We start from the raw sequence: 17,839 nt of genomic DNA, 5'->3' as shown, positions 1-17,839 counted from the left end.
CGGGTTTTCAGAAAGATTGCCGACATTAATTTTGGAAACAAGTTTGTGGCCAATTATGACATTCCGCATGAGCTGAAACTGACAGGAAAATTTGACATGAACAGCAAATTCTCTTTCCAGTCGTTCTTTACTTACTCTACAGGAAGGCCACTGACACTACCCGTTGGGTATTATCAGCATGATGGATTGAACGTTCCCATTTATGAGGGACGAAATGCTTCGAGATTTCCGGATTTCAGCAGGCTCGACGTTTCGGCGCAATACAGGCTGCAGACCAGGGGTTTGGGAAAAAGAAATTTATCGCATGTCATTTCGGTAGGTACTTATAACCTTTATAACCGCAAGAATCCGCTATATTACCATCTTAATTCGTCGACCGGTAACGGCAAAAGTAATGTAGAATACGGCTTTGGGTTTTATCCATGGGTAGCTTATAGTTTTAAATTATGATATGAACGGCGTGAAACTCTGCATAGTGATTTTGGCAATGCTGCTGACTGCAGGCTGTGTAAAGGATTCTTTTGAGAAGGATACTTTTTTGAAGCCTGTACGTGTCTATGACCTGGCTGTTGAGGGCGGGATCAATACTTTGCTGAGTTCGCAGTACATCAGGCTCACCAGGCCGGCTACATCGCCGGAACTGGCGCCTGCACCGATCAGTAATGCCTCGGTGGTGGTGAACGACAGCAGGTTTGATATCGTTTTTAAAGAGACCGCTACACCAGGAGTATATACCGGCACGAACAGGAACGATGCCAATTACAATAAGGCCTATAAGCTTACGATCATTTATGACAACAAGACCTATACTGCTGTAGATACGCTGAGACAGGTGGTGAATATCATCGATGACTTCCTCCCCCTGTCTACGCGGCCATTATCGGAGAGTGCCATCCGGGGAACTATTCCAAAACATACCTTTGGATATATCAACCCCAATAAGTGGTTTATCGCTTACCTGGACATTCCATCGTGGAACCCCTCCAGGTTTGACCAGACAAATTACTACAGTTATACTCATCTTCTGGGATCCCCAAACTCGCTTTACCCGCTCAATAATTTAAAACGGGACTTTGTGCTGGGGCAGGATGATTTTGTGACGATCTATAAGATTTCGCTTTCTGAAAAATATGCGGCCTATCTTTATTCAGTATTTATGGAAACTGACTGGAGCGGTCTTTTTTCCAGTGTGCCGGTCAATGTTGAAGGAAATATATCCGGAAATGCGCAGGGATATTTTTCTGTGAATGACGTGGATTTCCGAAGGTACAGGGCCAAAGAGCTATAAATCACATTTGTGGCCCTGATATTGCATGGGTAATGCTATCCGCAATTATCATTATGGTACAAAAAAGATCTGGGAAATATAAAGTATTAAAGTGGGTCGGTGCTATTTTAGTCTTGCTGATCCTGCTGACAGTGGGCGCGGCGCTATACCTGAATGCCAGGTGGAAACCGCTGCTTACAGAAAAAATAAAGGACGGTATATATGAGGGCTCCAATCACCTTTACCGGATTAATTTTCAGGATATACGGCTCAATCTTTTGACCGGAACTGCTGTTTTGGACAGCGTTTCGCTAAGCCCGGACACGTTGGTGTTCAATAGGCTCAAAGCTTTGCGGCAGGCACCTGTTCATCTGTTTCAGTTAAAACTTAAAAAACTGCAGGTTAATCGTGTAAGTATACTGACCGCTTATTTTAAAAAGAGGATTGAAATGAATTCGATCGTACTGGATCAGCCCTCTATAAATATGATCCGGTACCAGGTCCCTAAAAGAACAGATACGGTAAAGGATGAGCGCACTTTGTATCAGCTGATCTCCAAAACGCTCAGGTCCGTTCATGTAAAATCGATCAGAATTGTAGATGCAGATTTTGATTACATCAATGGACGCACACTAAAACCGCTGAATTCGGTAAAGCATCTTTCTGTAAATGTAAAGGACCTGCTGATTGACTCTTTGTCCCAGTTTGACAGTACCCGTGTTTATTATACCAGGGACATCGCTTTTGAGCTCACAGGGTACAGATCTTTGGGAAAAGATAAAATGTATACGATGAAGATTGATACGATAGCGGGTTCTGTGGCAGAAAAGACCGTCAGGGTAAAAGGATTTCAACTCATTCCGATGTATCCGGACCTGACCTTTAGCAGGAAGTATAAATACGGGAAAGACCGGTATGATCTTAATTTTGATGAGATCAGCCTGGAGGGGCTGGACTTTGTGAAACTGAATGATGAGGGCAGCTTTTATGCAAGGTCACTGAAGATTGGTCCGGCTAAAGCGGGTATATTTGTAAACAGGGAATTGCCGCCCCCGCCCAACTTTGATAAAGTACGCAATTTCCCTAATGTGGCAGTCAGAAGGATCCCGGTGCCAACAGTCATTGACAGCGTGATCATTAAAAATATCGATGTGGCCTATACCGAATACAATCCCATAAGTCAAAAGAGAGGAACGGTCTATTTTCAGAACCTGACGGGAAGGATCACTAACCTGACCAATGACAGTTCACGGCTCGCGAAAGACAATCATGCCATTGCCAGCCTGAGTGCATTGGTCATGAAGACCAGCAGGATAGATGTGCGCATCGATTTTAACCTCACCGACAAGAACGCAGCCTTTCATTACAAGGGTAGTGTGGGGGCAATGAATCTGCTGGTACTCAATCCGATGGCAAAAAATATGGGACTGGTGGAGATTGAGCGTGGAAAGATGCAAAAAACGGACTTTGATATCCGGGCCAATAGTAAAGGTTCATCGGGCACGGTCCGTTTTTATTACACAGACCTCAAAGTAAAGCTGCTCTCGGAAAGTGAAGATGGTCAGGCACCAAAGAAAAAAGGATTTCTCTCTTTTCTGGCAAATACCCTGCTGATCAAAAATAACAATCCTGACAAGGGAGAGGCACCGAGGGTGGCCAGAACGACTTTTACCCGGACTCCGGCAGCCTCGTTCTTCAATGAACTCTGGAAAGGTGTTTTTATCGGGATACGGGAAACTGTGGGCTTGGGAGCCATCCCTGTTAAAACTCCTGAGCAGGCCATGAAAAAGGTAAACGATAAACTGAAGCAGAAAAATTGACGTATATTGAGGATAAAAGGTCCGGCCTATGAGTAAAAAAGTGCGAAAGAATTATGGTACCCTGAAGTGGGTAATAGGTCTCTTGCTTTTTGCCTTCCTGCTGTTGATGGTCACTGCCGGGTACTTTAGCGCAAAACTGAAACCCATAGTCAAAACCCAGATCAAGGAAATCGTGCTTGACGCCACTGACAGCCTTTACCGGATAGAATTTTCCGAGATCAGTATGAACCTGATCACTGGCAGAGCCTCATTGAGTGATGTGAAGATCATTCCCGATACCAGTGTGTTTAAACAGCTGATCGACGAAAGAAGAGCGCCAAATAATGTGTATTACATTACTCTGAAGAAGCTGGGGATTAAGAATTTCCATCCCGGAAGACTGCTGAGGCACAAAAAGCTAAAAATCGATGTTTTGCTGTTCGACAACCCGGACGTGGTAATGATCAACCAGGCTTTTGATTTTAACGAGTCAAAATCCGAAAATGCTGAAAACTCGCCGTATCATTATATTTCGAAATACCTGAAGGAATTGAAGGTAAGTACTATTGACCTGAAAAACATCAGTTTCAAATACGTCAACAATAACTTGCAGGTTCCAGAGATCGATTCTATCAGAAATCTCAACATTACGTTAAAAGACTGGCTTATAGATTCTGCTTCTGCCAGGGACAAAAACAGGCTTTACCTGCTGAAGGACATCATCATTAACCTGAACAATTATACCTATGCCACACCGGATAGCTTATACCACATCAATCTGAACCAGCTGGATTTCAGAGGATCATCGGGTAAACTCAACATTAAGAGTTTTAGTGTGGTACCCCGCTACCCCGAAATGCAGTTTGGCCAGGCGACCGGTTTTGCCAGGGACAGGTTTAATATTGAGATGAGCGATCTGAGCCTGGAAGGAATAGACCTGCCGCTTTATGTGCGTAAACAGGAACTTTATGCGAAAGAAATGAATATTGCCAATGGATTTGTCGAAGTGTTTAACAACAATATGCTGGAAAGGGAAAAAGTGGTAAAGACGGGGCAGTATCCGCAGCAGCTGCTGCAAAAAGCAAAAGGGCAGTTAACTGTCAAGCAGCTCAACCTGAACAATGTTGACATTTGCTATGCTGAATACGATAAGCAGAGCCATCAAAAAGGCAAGATTACCTTTGAGAAGACATCGGGCACGATTACCAACATTACCAATACTGAAAAAGCCAAATTAAAAAATCCTTATATGTTTGCCAATCTAACTTCTTACATGATGGGAAAAGGCCGGCTGGATGTGAAATTCAGGTTTGACCTGAAGGCCGCAGACGGTGCGTTTTCTTATCAGGGAGTGCTGGGGGCAATGGATGGCCGTGAACTAAACCGCATTACAAAACCATTGGGTATGGTAGAGGTGAAGCGGGGGAGAATAAAAAAACTGGAGTTTGATATCAAAGCCAATGATCGTGTGGCCAGGGGGAATCTGAAATTTGCCTTTAATGGGCTTTCAGTAGCCTTGCTTAAAAAAGAGGAAGGCAGAGAACGCCTGGTCAAGAAAGGGTTTATGTCATTTCTTGCCAACGCTATGGTGATTAATTCTGATAATCCAAACCAGGTCGGCGTTCTGGTGAGCGCGCCAATTCATTATGAGCGGGTAAAAACTGCTTCTTTCTTTAATTTTGTATGGCGGACGCTTTTCCAGGGGATCAAATATAGCGTTGGCGTAACTGCGGAAAAAGAAAATAAGATCAAAAACCAGATCGCTAAATTTGAAAAGATGAAGACTGACAGGGACAAGCGGCGTGCGGAGCGGCAAAAACGGCGGACCCGGCAAAGCCAGCCCAGGTAATTCTTTTATTCCAGCTTAAATACCCTTACATAATCAATATAAAGCTTTTGAGGAAAGATCGCATCATCTATCGGGCCGCCCCATTCACCGCCGACCGCGGTATTTATGAGCAGGTATACTGGTGAAGTAAACGAATCTTTATAAGCATTGACCGGCGCGGCCATGCTGAAGAAGACTTTATCGTCCACAAAGACAGTTGCGGTGTCACCTTTCCGCTCCAGGCCGTATACATGATATTTCTTGTGCAGGTCGTCAAATTTAATTTTGCTGCCTTTGCTTTTGTGCTGCTTTGATTTGTCGGCATCCGGCTCCCACCAGTGAAAAGTGCCGTGTATGGTACCTGGTTCTTTGCCCACAAATTCCATGATGTCAAATTCAAAGCATTTGGGCCAGCCCACTTCTCTCACGTTACTGCCCATCATCCAGAGTGCCGGCCAGATGCCTTTGCCTGAGGGGATCTTTGCCCTGATCTCTATTCTGAAGTCACCTTCGAACTGCTGTTTGCCCAGTGTATTGATACTTGCGGATGTGTATTCCGCGTTTTTATACTTTTCTTTTATCGATTCCAGGATCAGCTTTCCCCCCTTGATATGACAGTTCTCCAGTCGCGCCCTGGTATAATACTGACTTTCCCTGTTCCGGATGAAGCCTTCCTCATAACCCCATTTGGCAGAGTCAGGGAGTCCTTTACGCTTAAATTCATCCCGCCAGACCAGTGTCTTCTTTGCCTTGCTTTTGGATGCAGAGGTCTGCGCTGATCCTGCAATGGAAGAAGAGAGGATCGCGGCGAGCAAAAGATAGTTTAATGTTTTCATTTTGTGGTTATTTGAGCAGTTCCTCAGGAACAGGTTTGCTGAGCAGGTTCTGGTAATAGAAGCGGAAGCGTTCCGCACGGTCATGCGGTGTTTTGGTTCCGCCCCAGCCATGCCTGCCGCCCGGATAGATCATCAGCTCGAAGTGCTTGTTTGCATTTTGCAGCTTATCCACCAGCTGTATGGTGTTTTGCATGTGGACATTGTCGTCCATATCGCCGTGCATAATGCGCAGCAGGCCTTTGTAATTGTCTGCGTAAGTAAGTACAGAACCATTTTTATAACCTTCAGGATTTTCCTGCGGGGTATCCATAAAGCGTTCGGTGTAATTGGTATCGTACAGCTCCCAGCTGGTCACCGGAGCTCCGGCATAGCCGAAATCAAAATCATCTGCACCTTTGGTCAGCGCCAGGCAGGTCATGTAGCCGCCATAGCTGTGCCCGGTAATCAGCAGCTTTTTGTTGTCTACCCAGGCTTTGGCTTTTAGCCATCTGGCTGCGGTGGTATAGTCTTTCATTTCCCATTTGCCCAGGTTGCGGTGCATTAAAGCAACGCCTTCTTTACCAAACTGGCCCGATGCCCGATGGTCTACAGAAATCTGTATGATGCCTTCATTGGCCCACCATTGACTCCCTGTGCCTTTCCAGGTATCAGTGACGTTGCCGGCATTTGGGCCACCGTAAATGCTCATCACTACAGGGTATTTTTTGCCCTGGTCAAAATCTACCGGATAGGTAATAAATGCCGGCAGGTTATATCCATCATCAGTAGGGATCGTAATCATTTCCGTTTTGCCGAAAGTATACTTTGCAAAGTCTTCAGATTTGCTGTCGCCCAGCTCTTTAATGATCTTCCCGTTACTGTCCAGCAGGGTCCTTTTGGTCGGTGTAGATACATTGGAATACGTGGTGATGAAATAAGATCCGTTAGCTGACATCTGGACCTGGTTGTTGTAGCTGCCAAAAGTCAAACGCTTTAAATTTTTGCCGTTATAATCAACACGATACAGGTCAGTGCGGGTTGAAGCCTCCTTACGCGCCATGAAATAAACGACCTTATTCTTCTCATCAATATGTACTAAATTATTCACCTGCCATTTGCCGCTGGTGATCGGATTAACGGGCATCCCGTCCAGTGTGTACAGGTAGAAATGTGCCCAGCCTGTTTTGTCGCTTTTGAGGATGTAATGTTTCTTATCCTGAAGGTATTCAATCCGGCCATCATAATCGAGATCTACCCATGAAGGCTGCTTCTCATCATAGATCTCCTTTTTCTTGCCGCTGGCGGGGTTTACAGCATAGAATTTAAGGTTGTCCTGTCCGCGGTTCATCCATTGCACCATCAGGTTGCTGCCATCATAGCTCCAGTAAGGTGTGCCAAAATACTGATCGTCTTTTTCATTGAAATCAGCCCATACTACCGGGCCACCGCTTGTTTTTACAAAGCCTACTTTTACTTCAGGGTTGGGGTCACCGGCTTTCGGGTAACGTGTTTTTTCTGTATAGCCATGCTGACCAGTTGATCCGTTGATCGGGAATACGGGTACTTTAGTATCGTCAAAACGCATGAATGCAAGGTGTTCGCTGTCAGGTGCCCACCAAAACGCTTTATAATTGGTTGCCCTGCCCAGGATTTCTTCATAATACACCCAGGAAGACCAGCCGTTGTAGATTACATCCGTGGCATCAGTAGTATACCTGATTTCTTTGCCCGTGGCAACCTCCACGGCATAAAGATCGTTCTCGCGTGTAAAAGCTACATATTTGCCGTCCGGAGAAAGTGTGGGATTTTTTTCCTCTTCGGTATTGCTGGTCAGTCTTTTTGGTTCGGTTTTACCGTATTGTATATAAATGTCATTGTTATTGATGGTCAGGTCCACATCAGATTTAGGAGGCGGGGTATAGGGTAATCTTGCACCTGATTTGACATCGACTGCATAGGCCTTGCGGTCTTTGGTATCTATTTCAATATAATGGCTATCATCGGCCCAGCCTGTTATATAATTCATGCTTTTGGTCAATGAGGGCTGACCATTGAATATCTGCTGTTGCGAAAGTTTTTTTAACTGGGCTTCGGCGGTACCTGTTGCAAACCAAAAGGACAAAATGAGTATAAAAAGTAAAAGTTTTTTCATGAAAGGGCTACTGGGTTTCGGGTGTTGTATTACAAAATGTAAATTACTAAAGTATCATAAAAAAACCTAATGCATAAAAAAGGCGCCTTTACAAAAGGCGCCCTTTTAAAAATTGATAAATAAAATTATTTCACCGTCCAGTTCCATCCAAATTCGTCCGGGATCAATCCGTAACGGATGTCATTCAGAGTTTTGGCGATACCTGCCGAAATGGTACGGGTAGCCGGGTCTGTTAAGGTATAGAGCTTGCCTTCATAGCCAATCTGGCCAATAGGGGTTACGGTAGCTGCGGTTCCTGCTGCAAAAGCGTCGGTCAGGCTGCCATTTTCTATTCCTGCGATCACTTCTTTCACGCTCACACGTCTTTCTTCCACGCCAATTCCTGCTTTTTTAGCCAGGGTGATGATCGTATCACGGGTAACCCCGTCTAAAACAGTGCTTCTTACGGAAGGCGTTACCAGTTTGCCGTCAATCACAAAGATCAGGTTTGCTGTTCCGGCTTCTTCGATAAATTCGTGAGTCGCGGCATCAGTCCAGATCAGCTGGTCAAAACCTTCTTTCATTGCTTCCTGAAAAGGATATATTGATCTGGCGTAGTTGCCCGCGGTTTTAGCATAACCCACTCCGCCATCGTCAGCACGTGTATATTCTGTTTCAATTTTAACTGTAAGTGCTTTGCTATAATATGGGCCCGTTGGCGTAGTCATCAGGACAAACTTATAAGAGTCTGAAGCCTTAACACCAAGATAAGGATCTGTGGCAAACATCACCGGACGGATATATAGCGAATAACCGTCCTGCGCAGGAACCCATTTCTCGTCTATTTCAATCAGTGCGGCGATACCCTGCATGAATATCTCTTCAGGGACTGCAGGCAGTGCCATGCGGTGTGCGGATTTGTTGAAACGCTCAAAATTCTTCTCAGCTCTGAAAACGCTGATCCTGCCGTCAGCCTGGCGATAAGCTTTCAGTCCTTCAAAAATAGCTTGTCCGTAGTGAAGGGCAGAAATGGCAGGGCTCATTGGGACGGGACCATATGGCAGGACCTGCAGGTTCGACCATTCCCCGTTATTATAATCCGCAATAAACATGTGATCGGAAAATACCTTTCCGAAAGGCAACTGAGAAAAATCTGTTACCGTTAATCTGCTCTGATCAGCCTTGCTGATCGTAATGTCCAACGTCTCGTTCATTTTAGTAAAAAATATATTGTGGTAAAAATAAGAATAATTGGGCTGTAAAAGTGTTTTTATTTTGCAATAAAGATTTGTTTATGCCTCATTTCTAAGTGTTTTGAGAACACTAAGCACCCAGCTTTTGCCCCATTCCTCGATTTGTTCTTCCGTCCATAAGAAGGGGTAAAAGATTCTTTTCTGAAAACGCGGCGGTAAATATTTCTGCCAGTTGGTGCCGCCTGTGGCAGCAATGTCCACCGGATCCCTTTCCAGATAGCGCACTGCGGATTTGTAGTGAGAAAGCGGCCATTCCACGTTCACATACAAGTCCAGTTTCCGGAGTTCATCTGCCAGGGCTGAAACATCTTCGCCTTTTGCAGCAAGCTTATCGTAAAGCGCTGTAAAATTGGTTTCCCTGCGGTCTTTGACCAGCTGAAGAAACTGATTTGCGTATTTGCTGATGAATTGCTTCAGGGTAAGCGTCTGCTTGCCGCTGGCCAGTTCTGTAGCGCCAAACTTCCAGTAGATGTATTCAAACTGTTCTTCTATAGTTGCGTTTGCCAGCTCTTCGCGCTTGCTTTTGTCAATGAGCCTGCCAAAGTCGGTGGCACAGATCTCGATCATGCGGTACTGGCCCGACTGAAAGCCGCTGGCCGGCAGCAATGACATCCGGAATTTCAGGAACTGTTCCTTTTCCATTCCGTTGACCATGACCTCAAACGAGGTGACCAATGCATTAAAATAAGCATTGATGCGCTTTACCCGTTCGGTAAAGAACTTTGCGGTCAGGTCTGTATGTTCGGCAATTTGCCGGAATTCGTGTAACGAGAGTTTAAAATACAGTTCTGTGATCTGATGGTACATGATAAAGATCTCTTCATCAGGGAAAGGCGTTTTGGGGTTTTGAAGACTCAGCAGCGTATCGAGATGGATATAATCCCAGTACGTTAAAAAATCAGCGTACAATAAACCGTCCAGGTAAGCAGACATGTCCTGGCCCATCGCTGCATACTTCTCCTGCAGCTGGTCCAGTTTGTCTTTGATTTGGGGTGTTAATTCCATTAAAGTAAGTTAGTTCCTGCAAATGTAACTAAACCCCGGCTCAAGAGTTAATACAGTACACGGAATTTTATGGTATGCTCAATCTTTTTGAGAGATTTAAACAATTGTTTGTCGTATTGCGCATTGATGTCAGTGATCACATAGCCTATACTCGGATTGGTCATCAGGAATTGTCCGACGATATTGATGTCATGTTTGGCAAATATGGTGTTTACCTTGGCCATAATTCCCGGTACATTCTTATGGATATGGATCAGCCGGTGTGATTTTTCGATCCTTGGCAACTGCAGGTTGGGGAAGTTGCAGCTCAGGTAGGTGGTGCCTGTGTTCATAAAATCGATCATCCGTTTTGGGATGAAAGTGAGGTTATGCGGATTGTGCTTCACATCATCAAACACAACGATACCCTGTTCGGTGCAGGTTGCAATATCCACTTTTTGTTTTGCGCTGCCCAGGTAACCTAAAGTCTTTAATTTTACTGCTCTTTTCAATTTCTCCTGGTCCATTTTCTCCCCGTCCGCAAGGAGCATCATGTGCACGTCGGCAACATATTTTTCTTCAAATGAATCCTTGTGACGGATCGAAAAGCCGTCTTTTTTCAGCATCTCCACACTTTTTGGGTCAACGTCTCCGATAACCAGACAAAGGATCCTGTTTTTTGGGTAGGATATGGCCCTGGGCAGGTCATTTACATATAAAAATTCGTCGAAACTTGGTGTGACATGGTCTGCTTTTTTGACGATGCTCTCTCTTGAAATATTTTCAGTAAAAGCATAGAACTTCTTGATCAGCCCGCTTTCGCGCAATTGAAAGTCAGAATATCCGTCGCCAATACCATAAAGATTTCCCTCCAGGTTCATCTGCTGCATCAGCTTCACTTTGCCGCCCTCTTCACTCAGCGGATTGGCATGATCGTAGTCGATGATCTTTCCGTCGCCGGTGGTCACAAAAGTATTGGCATAAATATTCTCTTTTTTGATGTGGTAACGGCTCACTACCGGGGTGATGAACTCTTTGAAGCCACCAGAAACGATCAGTACTTCGTCAGCATGTTTCTTGAAAAAATCCGCATTGCGGGAAAATGAAGCTGAGACTTTTTTCTTTAACCTGGTGATCAGCTGTTTCAGATGATCTTCATTGGCTTCGAGCAATTTCACGCGCTGTGCCAGACTTTCACTAAAGGATAGTCTTCCTTCCATGGCCAGATTTGTCAGGTCTTCTATCTTCTGGAAGATAGCTTCTTTGTCAGGATGCTTGCTCAGGGATATTCGTGCCAGCTCATCCAGTGCTTCCACCTGGGTAAAGGTGCTGTCAAAATCGATGATGTAAATATTTTTTTGTTTCATGTGGTTATTTAGGTTTTCAATGCCGCACACACTTCTGCGATACTTTGATTAAGGGGTTTAAATCGTATCCCGATAGTGCGCTTTATCTTTTCGTTGCTGTATAAACTTTTATTGATGCTACTGCGTGCCGCGTCGCTGGTCAGCGCTGCGGGCTTGCCTGTAAACAAAGCAGCAAGGCGGGCGGCCCTCCAGGCGATGCCCAGCATCCAGGGTGTGGCTTCTTTGGAAGGTGCCTTTACCCCAAAACCTTTTGCGATCTCGGCAAAGAACTGCCGGTAATGGTAGTTTTCAGAAGAGAGGGTATATCGTTCCCCGCTTTCCCCGCTGTTCATCAGCGCGATCATACTTTTCGCCACATCCTGAACATCAACAATTCCTGTCGCCCCTTTGGTATAATAGGATAAACCTTCTTTTACCAGTTTAAATATGGCGCCGCTGCCGGTATAACCCGCTCCTGCACCAATAATTACAGAGGGGTTTACAATTACCGCTTCAAGTCCTTCGGCGATGCCGCGCCACACTTCCATTTCACCTTCATATTTTGAAATGGCATAGCTGTGCGCTTTGGAATCATATTCCCAGAAATCTTTTTCAGTGATCAGTTGCCCTTTTTTCGCGTTGCCCAGTGCAGCAACAGAGCTGACATGGACCAGTCTTGCACCGCAAGCATGGCAAAGGTTTACAATATTGCTGGTTCCCTCGATGTTTATCCGCAGTAATTTTGACTTGTCTCCGGGATTAAATGAAATGTAAGCCGCACAATGGTAAACCTGGGTGATGCCCTCAAAGGCATCTTCAAGTGCGGAAATGTCATTGATGTCGGCAACAACCCAGTCAATGTCCTTATTGGTTTCGATCAGCGGAGGAATTAAGGAGTCCTTACGCTTTAATGCCCTTATTTTATTTTTGGCTGTACTGAGTTGATGTATTAATTCTGCTCCTAAAAATCCAGTAGCACCGGTAACTAATATCATTTCATTTTTTTTAGGACGGTTAATTAAAATATGCGCTCAAAAATAGATATTTGATGCCATACATTTTAGTAAGATATGTCATTATCAGATTTTTTTTCGCCGTTAAACGTAGATAAGTTTAGCCCCAGGGCCGGTTTTTATACCAGTCAGATGGGTTTGAAGACCGTATTTTTTGCTGATGCGTTTCCGGAACTGGCGGAAAATGAATACGATATTGCCATTTTCGGCGTACAGGATGACCGTGCTGCAGTAAATAATGAAGGCTGCGGACTTGGACCTGACTACTTTCGTGCCCAGTTTTATGTGCTGAATGAGGGTGCTTATGACAGTAAACTAGTCGATCTGGGAAATATTAAAGCCGGAGCGACTATAGCAGACACCTACGTGGCGGTAAAAACGGTAGTCGCTGAACTGATGAAACTCAATATTGTACCTGTGATCATCGGCGGCGGACAAGACCTTACTTATGCGCAGTACCTTGGGTATGAAGCCCTGGAACAAAAAGTGGACCTTGTCGTTGTCGACAGTAAGTTTGACCTGGACGAAGAAGACCAGGAAGGTCTGGCTGCCAAATCAGACACCTACCTGAATAAGATCCTGCTGCACCAGCCCAATTACCTGTTCAATTTTAGCAATATTGGTTATCAGACCTATTTTGTGAACCAGGACAGCCTGAAGGTCATGAGCAAATTGTATTTTGATGTACACCGTCTTGGGGAATTTTCTCAGGACATCTCCATCACAGAACCGATCATCCGCAATGCGAACATGGTCAGTTTCGATATCGGCGCAATCCGGTCCTCGGATGCAGGCGCTAACGCCAATGCGGGGCCAAATGGCTTTTACGGAGAGCAGGCCTGCCGCATTGCCCGTTATGCCGGCATGAGTGATAAACTTACCTCGATCGGGTTTTACGAGTTTAACCCGGCCTTTGATACCAACGGGCAAACAGCCATGCTGCTCGCACAAATGGTCTGGTACTTTGTAGATGGATTTTACAACCGTAAGAAAGATTTTCCGTTAACTCCAAAATCCCACTACCTGATCTACAGGGCCAGCCTGAGTGACGGGACAGGAGAAATGCTGTTTGTAAAAAGTAAAAAATCCGATCGCTGGTGGATGCAGGTGCCTTATCCAACCGGGATCTCCAAAAACGAGCGTTTCCACCTGGTGCCTTGCCGGTACGATGATTATACAACAGCGGTGAATGGTGAAATGCCTGATCTGTGGTGGCGGACCTATCAAAAGCTATTATAATTTTACATCTGAATTAACGTTATATGTCCTCATTGACATACATTTGAACAATCATAAAAAACTAACATTAAAATTGATGAAAAAATTAGTACTCACTGCTGCGGCGTTATTGCCATTAGCGGTATTTGCACAAAAGCCTTTTAGCGTAACCGGCAATATCAAAGGCTTAAAGACGGGGGATAAGATTTATCTGGTTTACAAAGCCAATGGTGCTGATGTTACTGATTCTGCTCTGGTTAAAGAGGGGGCTTTCGCATTTAAAGGAGCATTGACAGATCCGGCGAGGGCCAATCTGTTCCTGAACAAAAACCCCTTCGTGTCACGCCCCCTTCCCGGAGAGATACTGGATATGACCATGCTCTACATTGAGCCTGCTGTAATTAAGATCAGCGGCGCAGACTCTCTGAAAAAAGCTGCGGTCAGCGGCTCGGTGATCAATGACGATGATAAAAAACTAAAAGCCCTGACCAAGCCTGTGACCGATCAGCTGAATGTCGTAAATGCAGATTACGCAAAGCTGTCAGCAGATCAGAAGAAGGACGAAGCGATGGTGAAACCATTGCAGGAACGATATGAAAACATCTCAAAGGGTTTAGCGCCAATTTATTTGAGCTATGCTAAAGGTAATCCTAAATCTTATGTCAGCCTGTCGGCTATAGGCCAGCTGGCGGGAGATCCTGAACAGGCAACTGAGGCTGAGAAGGCATTCGCTGCGCTTAGTCCTTCATTAAAATCGACTAAAGCAGGCAAAGATATGGCCCAGCTTTTCGCCGCCGGAAGAAATACTGCAATAGGTGCAATGGCAATGGATTTCACCCAAAATGATGTAAACGATAAACCCGTTAAGCTGTCGGATTTCAAAGGAAAGTATGTACTGCTTGATTTCTGGGCATCATGGTGCGGACCATGCAGGGCCGAAAACCCGAATGTGGTAAAAGCCTACAATACCTTTAAGGATAAAAACTTTACTGTACTGGGTGTGTCTTTAGATCAGCCCGGTAAAAAAGAGCTATGGCTTCAGGCGATTGAGAAGGACGGATTGACCTGGACTCATGTTTCGGATCTGAAATTTTGGGACAATGCAGCTGCGAAGCAATATGGCATCCGCGGGATCCCGGCCAATTTCCTGATTGATCCAACGGGGAAGATCATTGCTAAAAATGTAAGGGGAGAAGAATTGCAAACCAAACTGGCAGAAGTGCTGGGGAATAAATCAAAGTAAGGGTTAAAAGTAAAAGTAACCATTCTCTTCTAAGGCTGGGACAAGCTCCCGAAGTTAATTCGGGACAGGTAACGCAATGCCCTATGCCTTTTCAGAGAAGGTGACTTTTAAGGAAAATATGGCGCATAAAAAAGGCCAGAGCTATTTAGTGGCTCTGGCCTTTTTCGTTTATTAACGAATATTAAATATCTAAGTTAGCCGGGGCTTTTTAAAATATGAAGTTAAGGGCGCCTCCCGCGATTGCCATAACCAATGCGATGATGATTGCAGGTGTAAACCCCTTGATCTGGAAATCTGAAAACAGTATATCTGCTATTTTAATCATGACGGCAGTGACCACCAAATGGATAACGAATGACAACAGCCCAAATGTGACCACATTGAGCGGGAACCTTAAGAACCAGCCTATTGTCGCATTCAAAATGCCGATCACCAGGGCTACCAGGACAGCCGTGGTAAAGTTTTTAATGGTTACCGTTGGCAATAAGTAGGTCATACCCAATAATATCGCTGCGTTAAGGAGTAGTGTCAAAATGAAGTTCATACCGCAATTTACAAAAAAAGCGGTGAACAATCATACCGATCATTCACCGCTTATCTAAATTAACGCTCTCGGTATATAATACGAACTTAGCTGCCGATTATTATATCCCGATCAAAATATTTTTTATTTATTTCCTGCAATTGACTTCTGGTCCGTCTGAATTAATGCCAGCATTTCACCTTTAGGCAACTCCCGCGCAGCATAATAAAGCCTAAGGTCATGGTCTGCATTGGCCTTTTCTATTTTCAGCAGTTCTTTTACCGGTATCGTCATACTAAGATTGGAGCCGGAGGCATTGGCAAAGTCCCATTTCTTCAACATCGTCCCTTTCTCATTCTTTATCGCAAGGCTCCTGTCTGTGCCTGCCCCTTTTACCATACAATGTGTATAGATGATGCGGAGCTGATCATCTGCTGTGGCCTTATCCAGTTGGAGTGTCCTTAAGCTCAGTGGCTGGTTTACGGAGTGTTTCAGGATGAGCTTGTCATTGAGGTACACCTCGTAAGTGTCCAGTCCCAGATTTCCGGTAAAGCCAAATGCAATAAAGCATAATGTAATCAGGGTAAACAGCTTCATAAACGCCTGATTGAATGCGGAGTGTTTCATAATTGAAAATTTTTAAATGAAAGATCAGTAACTATCTGAGGACAATATTATGCGAAAATAGAACAAGACAGAAAATTAGTAGATGAACTGCCTGAATAATAGATTCAGGGGGAAGGAAGATGAATTGAAAACTGAATTGCCCCTTGGTTGTTATACACAATAAGATCTTCTAATTATGCAACTTTCATTATCCGGAAAAATCTATACGATTACCGCACTGCTGAACCTCGTCGTTATCTGTAATGTCTTTTCACAAAAGAAAGAAACTAAATATTTCAAAGACGTTACGACGACCCATTTACCCATTGATCCGGAATCGCACCCTTTGGATGTAGTGCTCGCTGATGTGGACAAAGATGGGGATCTGGATGCGGTACTGGCGCTGGAAAACTTGCCTAACCGCTTGTACCTGAACGACGGTACAGGAAAGTTTACCTGGCAGAAAGGCGTCTTTGCAGAAAAAAAGCACGATACAGAACATGTACGTGCAGGAGATTTTGATAAAGATGGAAACTTAGATGTGATCTTTGTTGCTGAAGATGACCAGAACCATGAGTTCTATTTAGGAAATGGTGACGGAACCTTCAGAGATGTAAGCGATCGGTTGCCTGCAAAAAGTGAAGCGAATGGCCTGGACATCGGAGACGTAAATGGAGATGGCCTGCTGGATGTTGTCGTTGGAAATACCGGGCCGACACCGCAGAATTTCCTGTGGCTCAACGACCCAAAAAAACCCGGATATTTTATCGATTATACAAAAGAGGGCTTGCCGGCCTTGCGCTGGGAAACACAATCAGTCAAGTTAGCTGATTTAAATGGAGATGGAATTCTGGATTTAATCGCGGGAAACGAGGTTCCTCCTAACCGTTTATTCTTTAATGACGGGAAAGGACATTTTACAGAACACGCAGAAAAACTGGAGCTGCCGGTTCCTTTACATACAAGAGAAGTGCTGGTGTTTGATGCAAACGGAGATAAAAAACCTGATATCCTTTTCCTTAACCTGACCAGCAATGGCGGTCCATTTGAAAAAGACCCGACTGCCCGTTTGCTGATCAATGATGACAAGGGGAGCTTTAAAGATGAAACGGCAAAAAGAATCCCTAAGCAGGAATTTTCTACTTATGCAGGAGCAATTTTCGACTTCAACCATGACAAGCATCCCGATATTATCCTGAGTGCGCTTAAGATCCCTCCTTTCGAGCCGATGCAGATGCAGGCACTGCAGAACGATGGCAAGGGGAATTTTAAATCAGTGACCAATGAGGTCATTCCGGAATCTGCAACAGGCAGAAGCTGGGGAATTGCCGTTGGCGATGTAAACAAAGACGGCAAACCGGACCTTTTTATTGGTCAGTGGGGAACACAGGCGAGATTGCTTTTTGGGAAATAAGGCCCGATATATCGCCACAGGAAGATTGATATTTACATCAAATCAAATCCTATATCTTCTCTGAAATACTTACCGTCGAAATAAATGCGTGCCGCATCTGCTGTGGCGGATTGCAATGCTTCAAACTGTCCGTCCTGCAGGCTCGTAACAGCAATCACGCGGCCGCCATTGGTTTTGACGACACCACCTTCCAAAGCAGTGCCTGCATGAAATACGATGGACTGACGTACATTGTCGATGCCCGAAACAGACTTTCCTTTTTCGTATTCTCCAGGATAACCACCGGCTACGATCACCACGGTAGCCGCATTCTTTTTACTGATCTTTAGTTTATAATCTTTCAGTTTTTTCTGCGATACTGCTACGAACAGCTCAACGATATCGTTCTCTATTCTCGGG

The 17,839-nt window shown here is 44.7% G+C and carries 15 protein-coding genes and 1 pseudogene; 7 read left to right on the top strand and 9 right to left on the bottom strand.

Annotation, left to right across the window (positions count from 1 at the left end; all coding sequences use genetic code 11):
* From VK541_RS03385 to VK541_RS03370, 4 genes and pseudogenes are all read left to right on the top strand, one after another.
* A pseudogene (locus VK541_RS03385) lies at nucleotides 1-450 on the top strand (hypothetical protein); the annotation flags it as partial.
* A gap of 1 nt (nucleotide 451) precedes the next feature.
* Nucleotides 452-1,288, top strand: coding sequence for a hypothetical protein (locus VK541_RS03380; RefSeq protein WP_324366922.1), 837 nt, complete (start codon nucleotides 452-454; stop codon nucleotides 1,286-1,288).
* Nucleotides 1,289-1,341: 53 nt separating this feature from the next.
* A complete protein-coding gene (locus VK541_RS03375) occupies nucleotides 1,342-3,087 on the top strand; it encodes a hypothetical protein (protein ID WP_324366920.1) in 1,746 nt (581 codons plus the stop codon).
* Nucleotides 3,088-3,115: 28 nt separating this feature from the next.
* Entirely contained in the window at nucleotides 3,116-4,915 is a 1,800-nt protein-coding gene (locus tag VK541_RS03370; protein ID WP_324366918.1) for a hypothetical protein, read from the top strand.
* A 5-nt stretch (nucleotides 4,916-4,920) separates the two neighbouring features.
* Here VK541_RS03370 and VK541_RS03365 read toward each other — a convergent pair whose 3' ends face one another.
* From VK541_RS03365 to VK541_RS03340, 6 genes are all read right to left on the bottom strand, one after another.
* Entirely contained in the window at nucleotides 4,921-5,730 is an 810-nt protein-coding gene (locus VK541_RS03365) for a glycoside hydrolase family 16 protein (protein WP_324366916.1), read from the bottom strand.
* Between the two features lie 7 nt (nucleotides 5,731-5,737).
* Nucleotides 5,738-7,861: a S9 family peptidase gene (locus tag VK541_RS03360; RefSeq protein WP_324366914.1), complete on the bottom strand. Its 2,124-nt coding sequence runs from the start codon at nucleotides 7,859-7,861 to the stop codon at nucleotides 5,738-5,740.
* Between the two features lie 125 nt (nucleotides 7,862-7,986).
* On the bottom strand, nucleotides 7,987-9,054 hold the full coding sequence (locus tag VK541_RS03355; protein ID WP_324366912.1) for a branched-chain amino acid aminotransferase: 1,068 nt from the start codon (nucleotides 9,052-9,054) through the stop codon (nucleotides 7,987-7,989).
* A gap of 78 nt (nucleotides 9,055-9,132) precedes the next feature.
* Nucleotides 9,133-10,098 (bottom strand): tryptophan 2,3-dioxygenase family protein, encoded by a 966-nt coding sequence (locus tag VK541_RS03350; RefSeq protein ID WP_324366910.1) that lies wholly within the window; start codon nucleotides 10,096-10,098, stop codon nucleotides 9,133-9,135.
* 47 nt (nucleotides 10,099-10,145) lie between these two features.
* The gene (locus VK541_RS03345; protein ID WP_324366908.1) at nucleotides 10,146-11,444 is read right to left on the bottom strand and encodes an HAD-IB family phosphatase; all 1,299 of its coding nucleotides are present in this window, start codon (nucleotides 11,442-11,444) and stop codon (nucleotides 10,146-10,148) included.
* An 8-nt stretch (nucleotides 11,445-11,452) separates the two neighbouring features.
* Nucleotides 11,453-12,418, bottom strand: coding sequence for an NAD-dependent epimerase/dehydratase family protein (locus VK541_RS03340; protein WP_324366906.1), 966 nt, complete (start codon nucleotides 12,416-12,418; stop codon nucleotides 11,453-11,455).
* A gap of 75 nt (nucleotides 12,419-12,493) precedes the next feature.
* On the opposite strand from VK541_RS03340, the gene VK541_RS03335 reads away from it, so the two are divergent.
* Entirely contained in the window at nucleotides 12,494-13,675 is a 1,182-nt protein-coding gene (locus VK541_RS03335) for a formimidoylglutamase (protein WP_324366904.1), read from the top strand.
* A gap of 76 nt (nucleotides 13,676-13,751) precedes the next feature.
* Entirely contained in the window at nucleotides 13,752-14,897 is a 1,146-nt protein-coding gene (locus VK541_RS03330; protein WP_324366902.1) for a TlpA disulfide reductase family protein, read from the top strand.
* 208 nt (nucleotides 14,898-15,105) lie between these two features.
* Here the strand turns inward: VK541_RS03330 and VK541_RS03325 are convergent, their stop codons facing one another.
* Together VK541_RS03325 and VK541_RS03320 are read right to left on the bottom strand one after the other, a co-directional pair.
* Nucleotides 15,106-15,441 (bottom strand): phage holin family protein, encoded by a 336-nt coding sequence (locus VK541_RS03325; RefSeq protein WP_324366900.1) that lies wholly within the window; start codon nucleotides 15,439-15,441, stop codon nucleotides 15,106-15,108.
* A gap of 123 nt (nucleotides 15,442-15,564) precedes the next feature.
* Complete coding sequence (locus VK541_RS03320; protein WP_324366897.1) at nucleotides 15,565-16,047, bottom strand: hypothetical protein; 483 nt, start codon at nucleotides 16,045-16,047, stop codon at nucleotides 15,565-15,567.
* 175 nt (nucleotides 16,048-16,222) lie between these two features.
* Between VK541_RS03320 and VK541_RS03315 the strand changes: the two genes are divergently transcribed.
* The gene (locus tag VK541_RS03315) at nucleotides 16,223-17,440 is read left to right on the top strand and encodes a VCBS repeat-containing protein (RefSeq protein ID WP_324366895.1); all 1,218 of its coding nucleotides are present in this window, start codon (nucleotides 16,223-16,225) and stop codon (nucleotides 17,438-17,440) included.
* Between the two features lie 32 nt (nucleotides 17,441-17,472).
* Here the strand turns inward: VK541_RS03315 and VK541_RS03310 are convergent.
* A partial coding sequence (locus VK541_RS03310; RefSeq protein ID WP_324366893.1) for a phosphoribosylglycinamide synthetase C domain-containing protein occupies nucleotides 17,473-17,839 on the bottom strand: 367 nt, incomplete at its 5' end.

The organism is Pedobacter sp., from assembly GCF_035317785.1.
Lineage (GTDB): Bacteria > Bacteroidota > Bacteroidia > Sphingobacteriales > Sphingobacteriaceae > Pedobacter.
Note: the sequence above shows the minus strand (reverse complement) of the source record. Positions and strands in the feature narration are given on the sequence as shown.

Bases quoted from the DNA above. Each gene is read 5' to 3' on its own strand.
- VK541_RS03330 (WP_324366902.1), top strand. From the start codon at position 13,752: ATGAAAAAATTAGTACTCACTGCTGCGGCGTTATTGCCATTAGCGGTA.
- VK541_RS03355 (WP_324366912.1), bottom strand. From the start codon at position 9,054: ATGAACGAGACGTTGGACATTACGATCAGCAAGGCTGATCAGAGCAGA.
- VK541_RS03375 (WP_324366920.1), top strand. From the start codon at position 1,342: ATGGTACAAAAAAGATCTGGGAAATATAAAGTATTAAAGTGGGTCGGT.
- VK541_RS03345 (WP_324366908.1), bottom strand. From the start codon at position 11,444: ATGAAACAAAAAAATATTTACATCATCGATTTTGACAGCACCTTTACC.
- VK541_RS03320 (WP_324366897.1), bottom strand. From the start codon at position 16,047: ATGAAACACTCCGCATTCAATCAGGCGTTTATGAAGCTGTTTACCCTG.
- VK541_RS03340 (WP_324366906.1), bottom strand. From the start codon at position 12,418: ATGATATTAGTTACCGGTGCTACTGGATTTTTAGGAGCAGAATTAATA.
- VK541_RS03325 (WP_324366900.1), bottom strand. From the start codon at position 15,441: ATGAACTTCATTTTGACACTACTCCTTAACGCAGCGATATTATTGGGT.
- VK541_RS03360 (WP_324366914.1), bottom strand. From the start codon at position 7,861: ATGAAAAAACTTTTACTTTTTATACTCATTTTGTCCTTTTGGTTTGCA.
- VK541_RS03365 (WP_324366916.1), bottom strand. From the start codon at position 5,730: ATGAAAACATTAAACTATCTTTTGCTCGCCGCGATCCTCTCTTCTTCC.
- VK541_RS03335 (WP_324366904.1), top strand. From the start codon at position 12,494: ATGTCATTATCAGATTTTTTTTCGCCGTTAAACGTAGATAAGTTTAGC.
- VK541_RS03350 (WP_324366910.1), bottom strand. From the start codon at position 10,098: ATGGAATTAACACCCCAAATCAAAGACAAACTGGACCAGCTGCAGGAG.
- VK541_RS03315 (WP_324366895.1), top strand. From the start codon at position 16,223: ATGCAACTTTCATTATCCGGAAAAATCTATACGATTACCGCACTGCTG.
- VK541_RS03370 (WP_324366918.1), top strand. From the start codon at position 3,116: ATGAGTAAAAAAGTGCGAAAGAATTATGGTACCCTGAAGTGGGTAATA.
- VK541_RS03380 (WP_324366922.1), top strand. From the start codon at position 452: ATGAACGGCGTGAAACTCTGCATAGTGATTTTGGCAATGCTGCTGACT.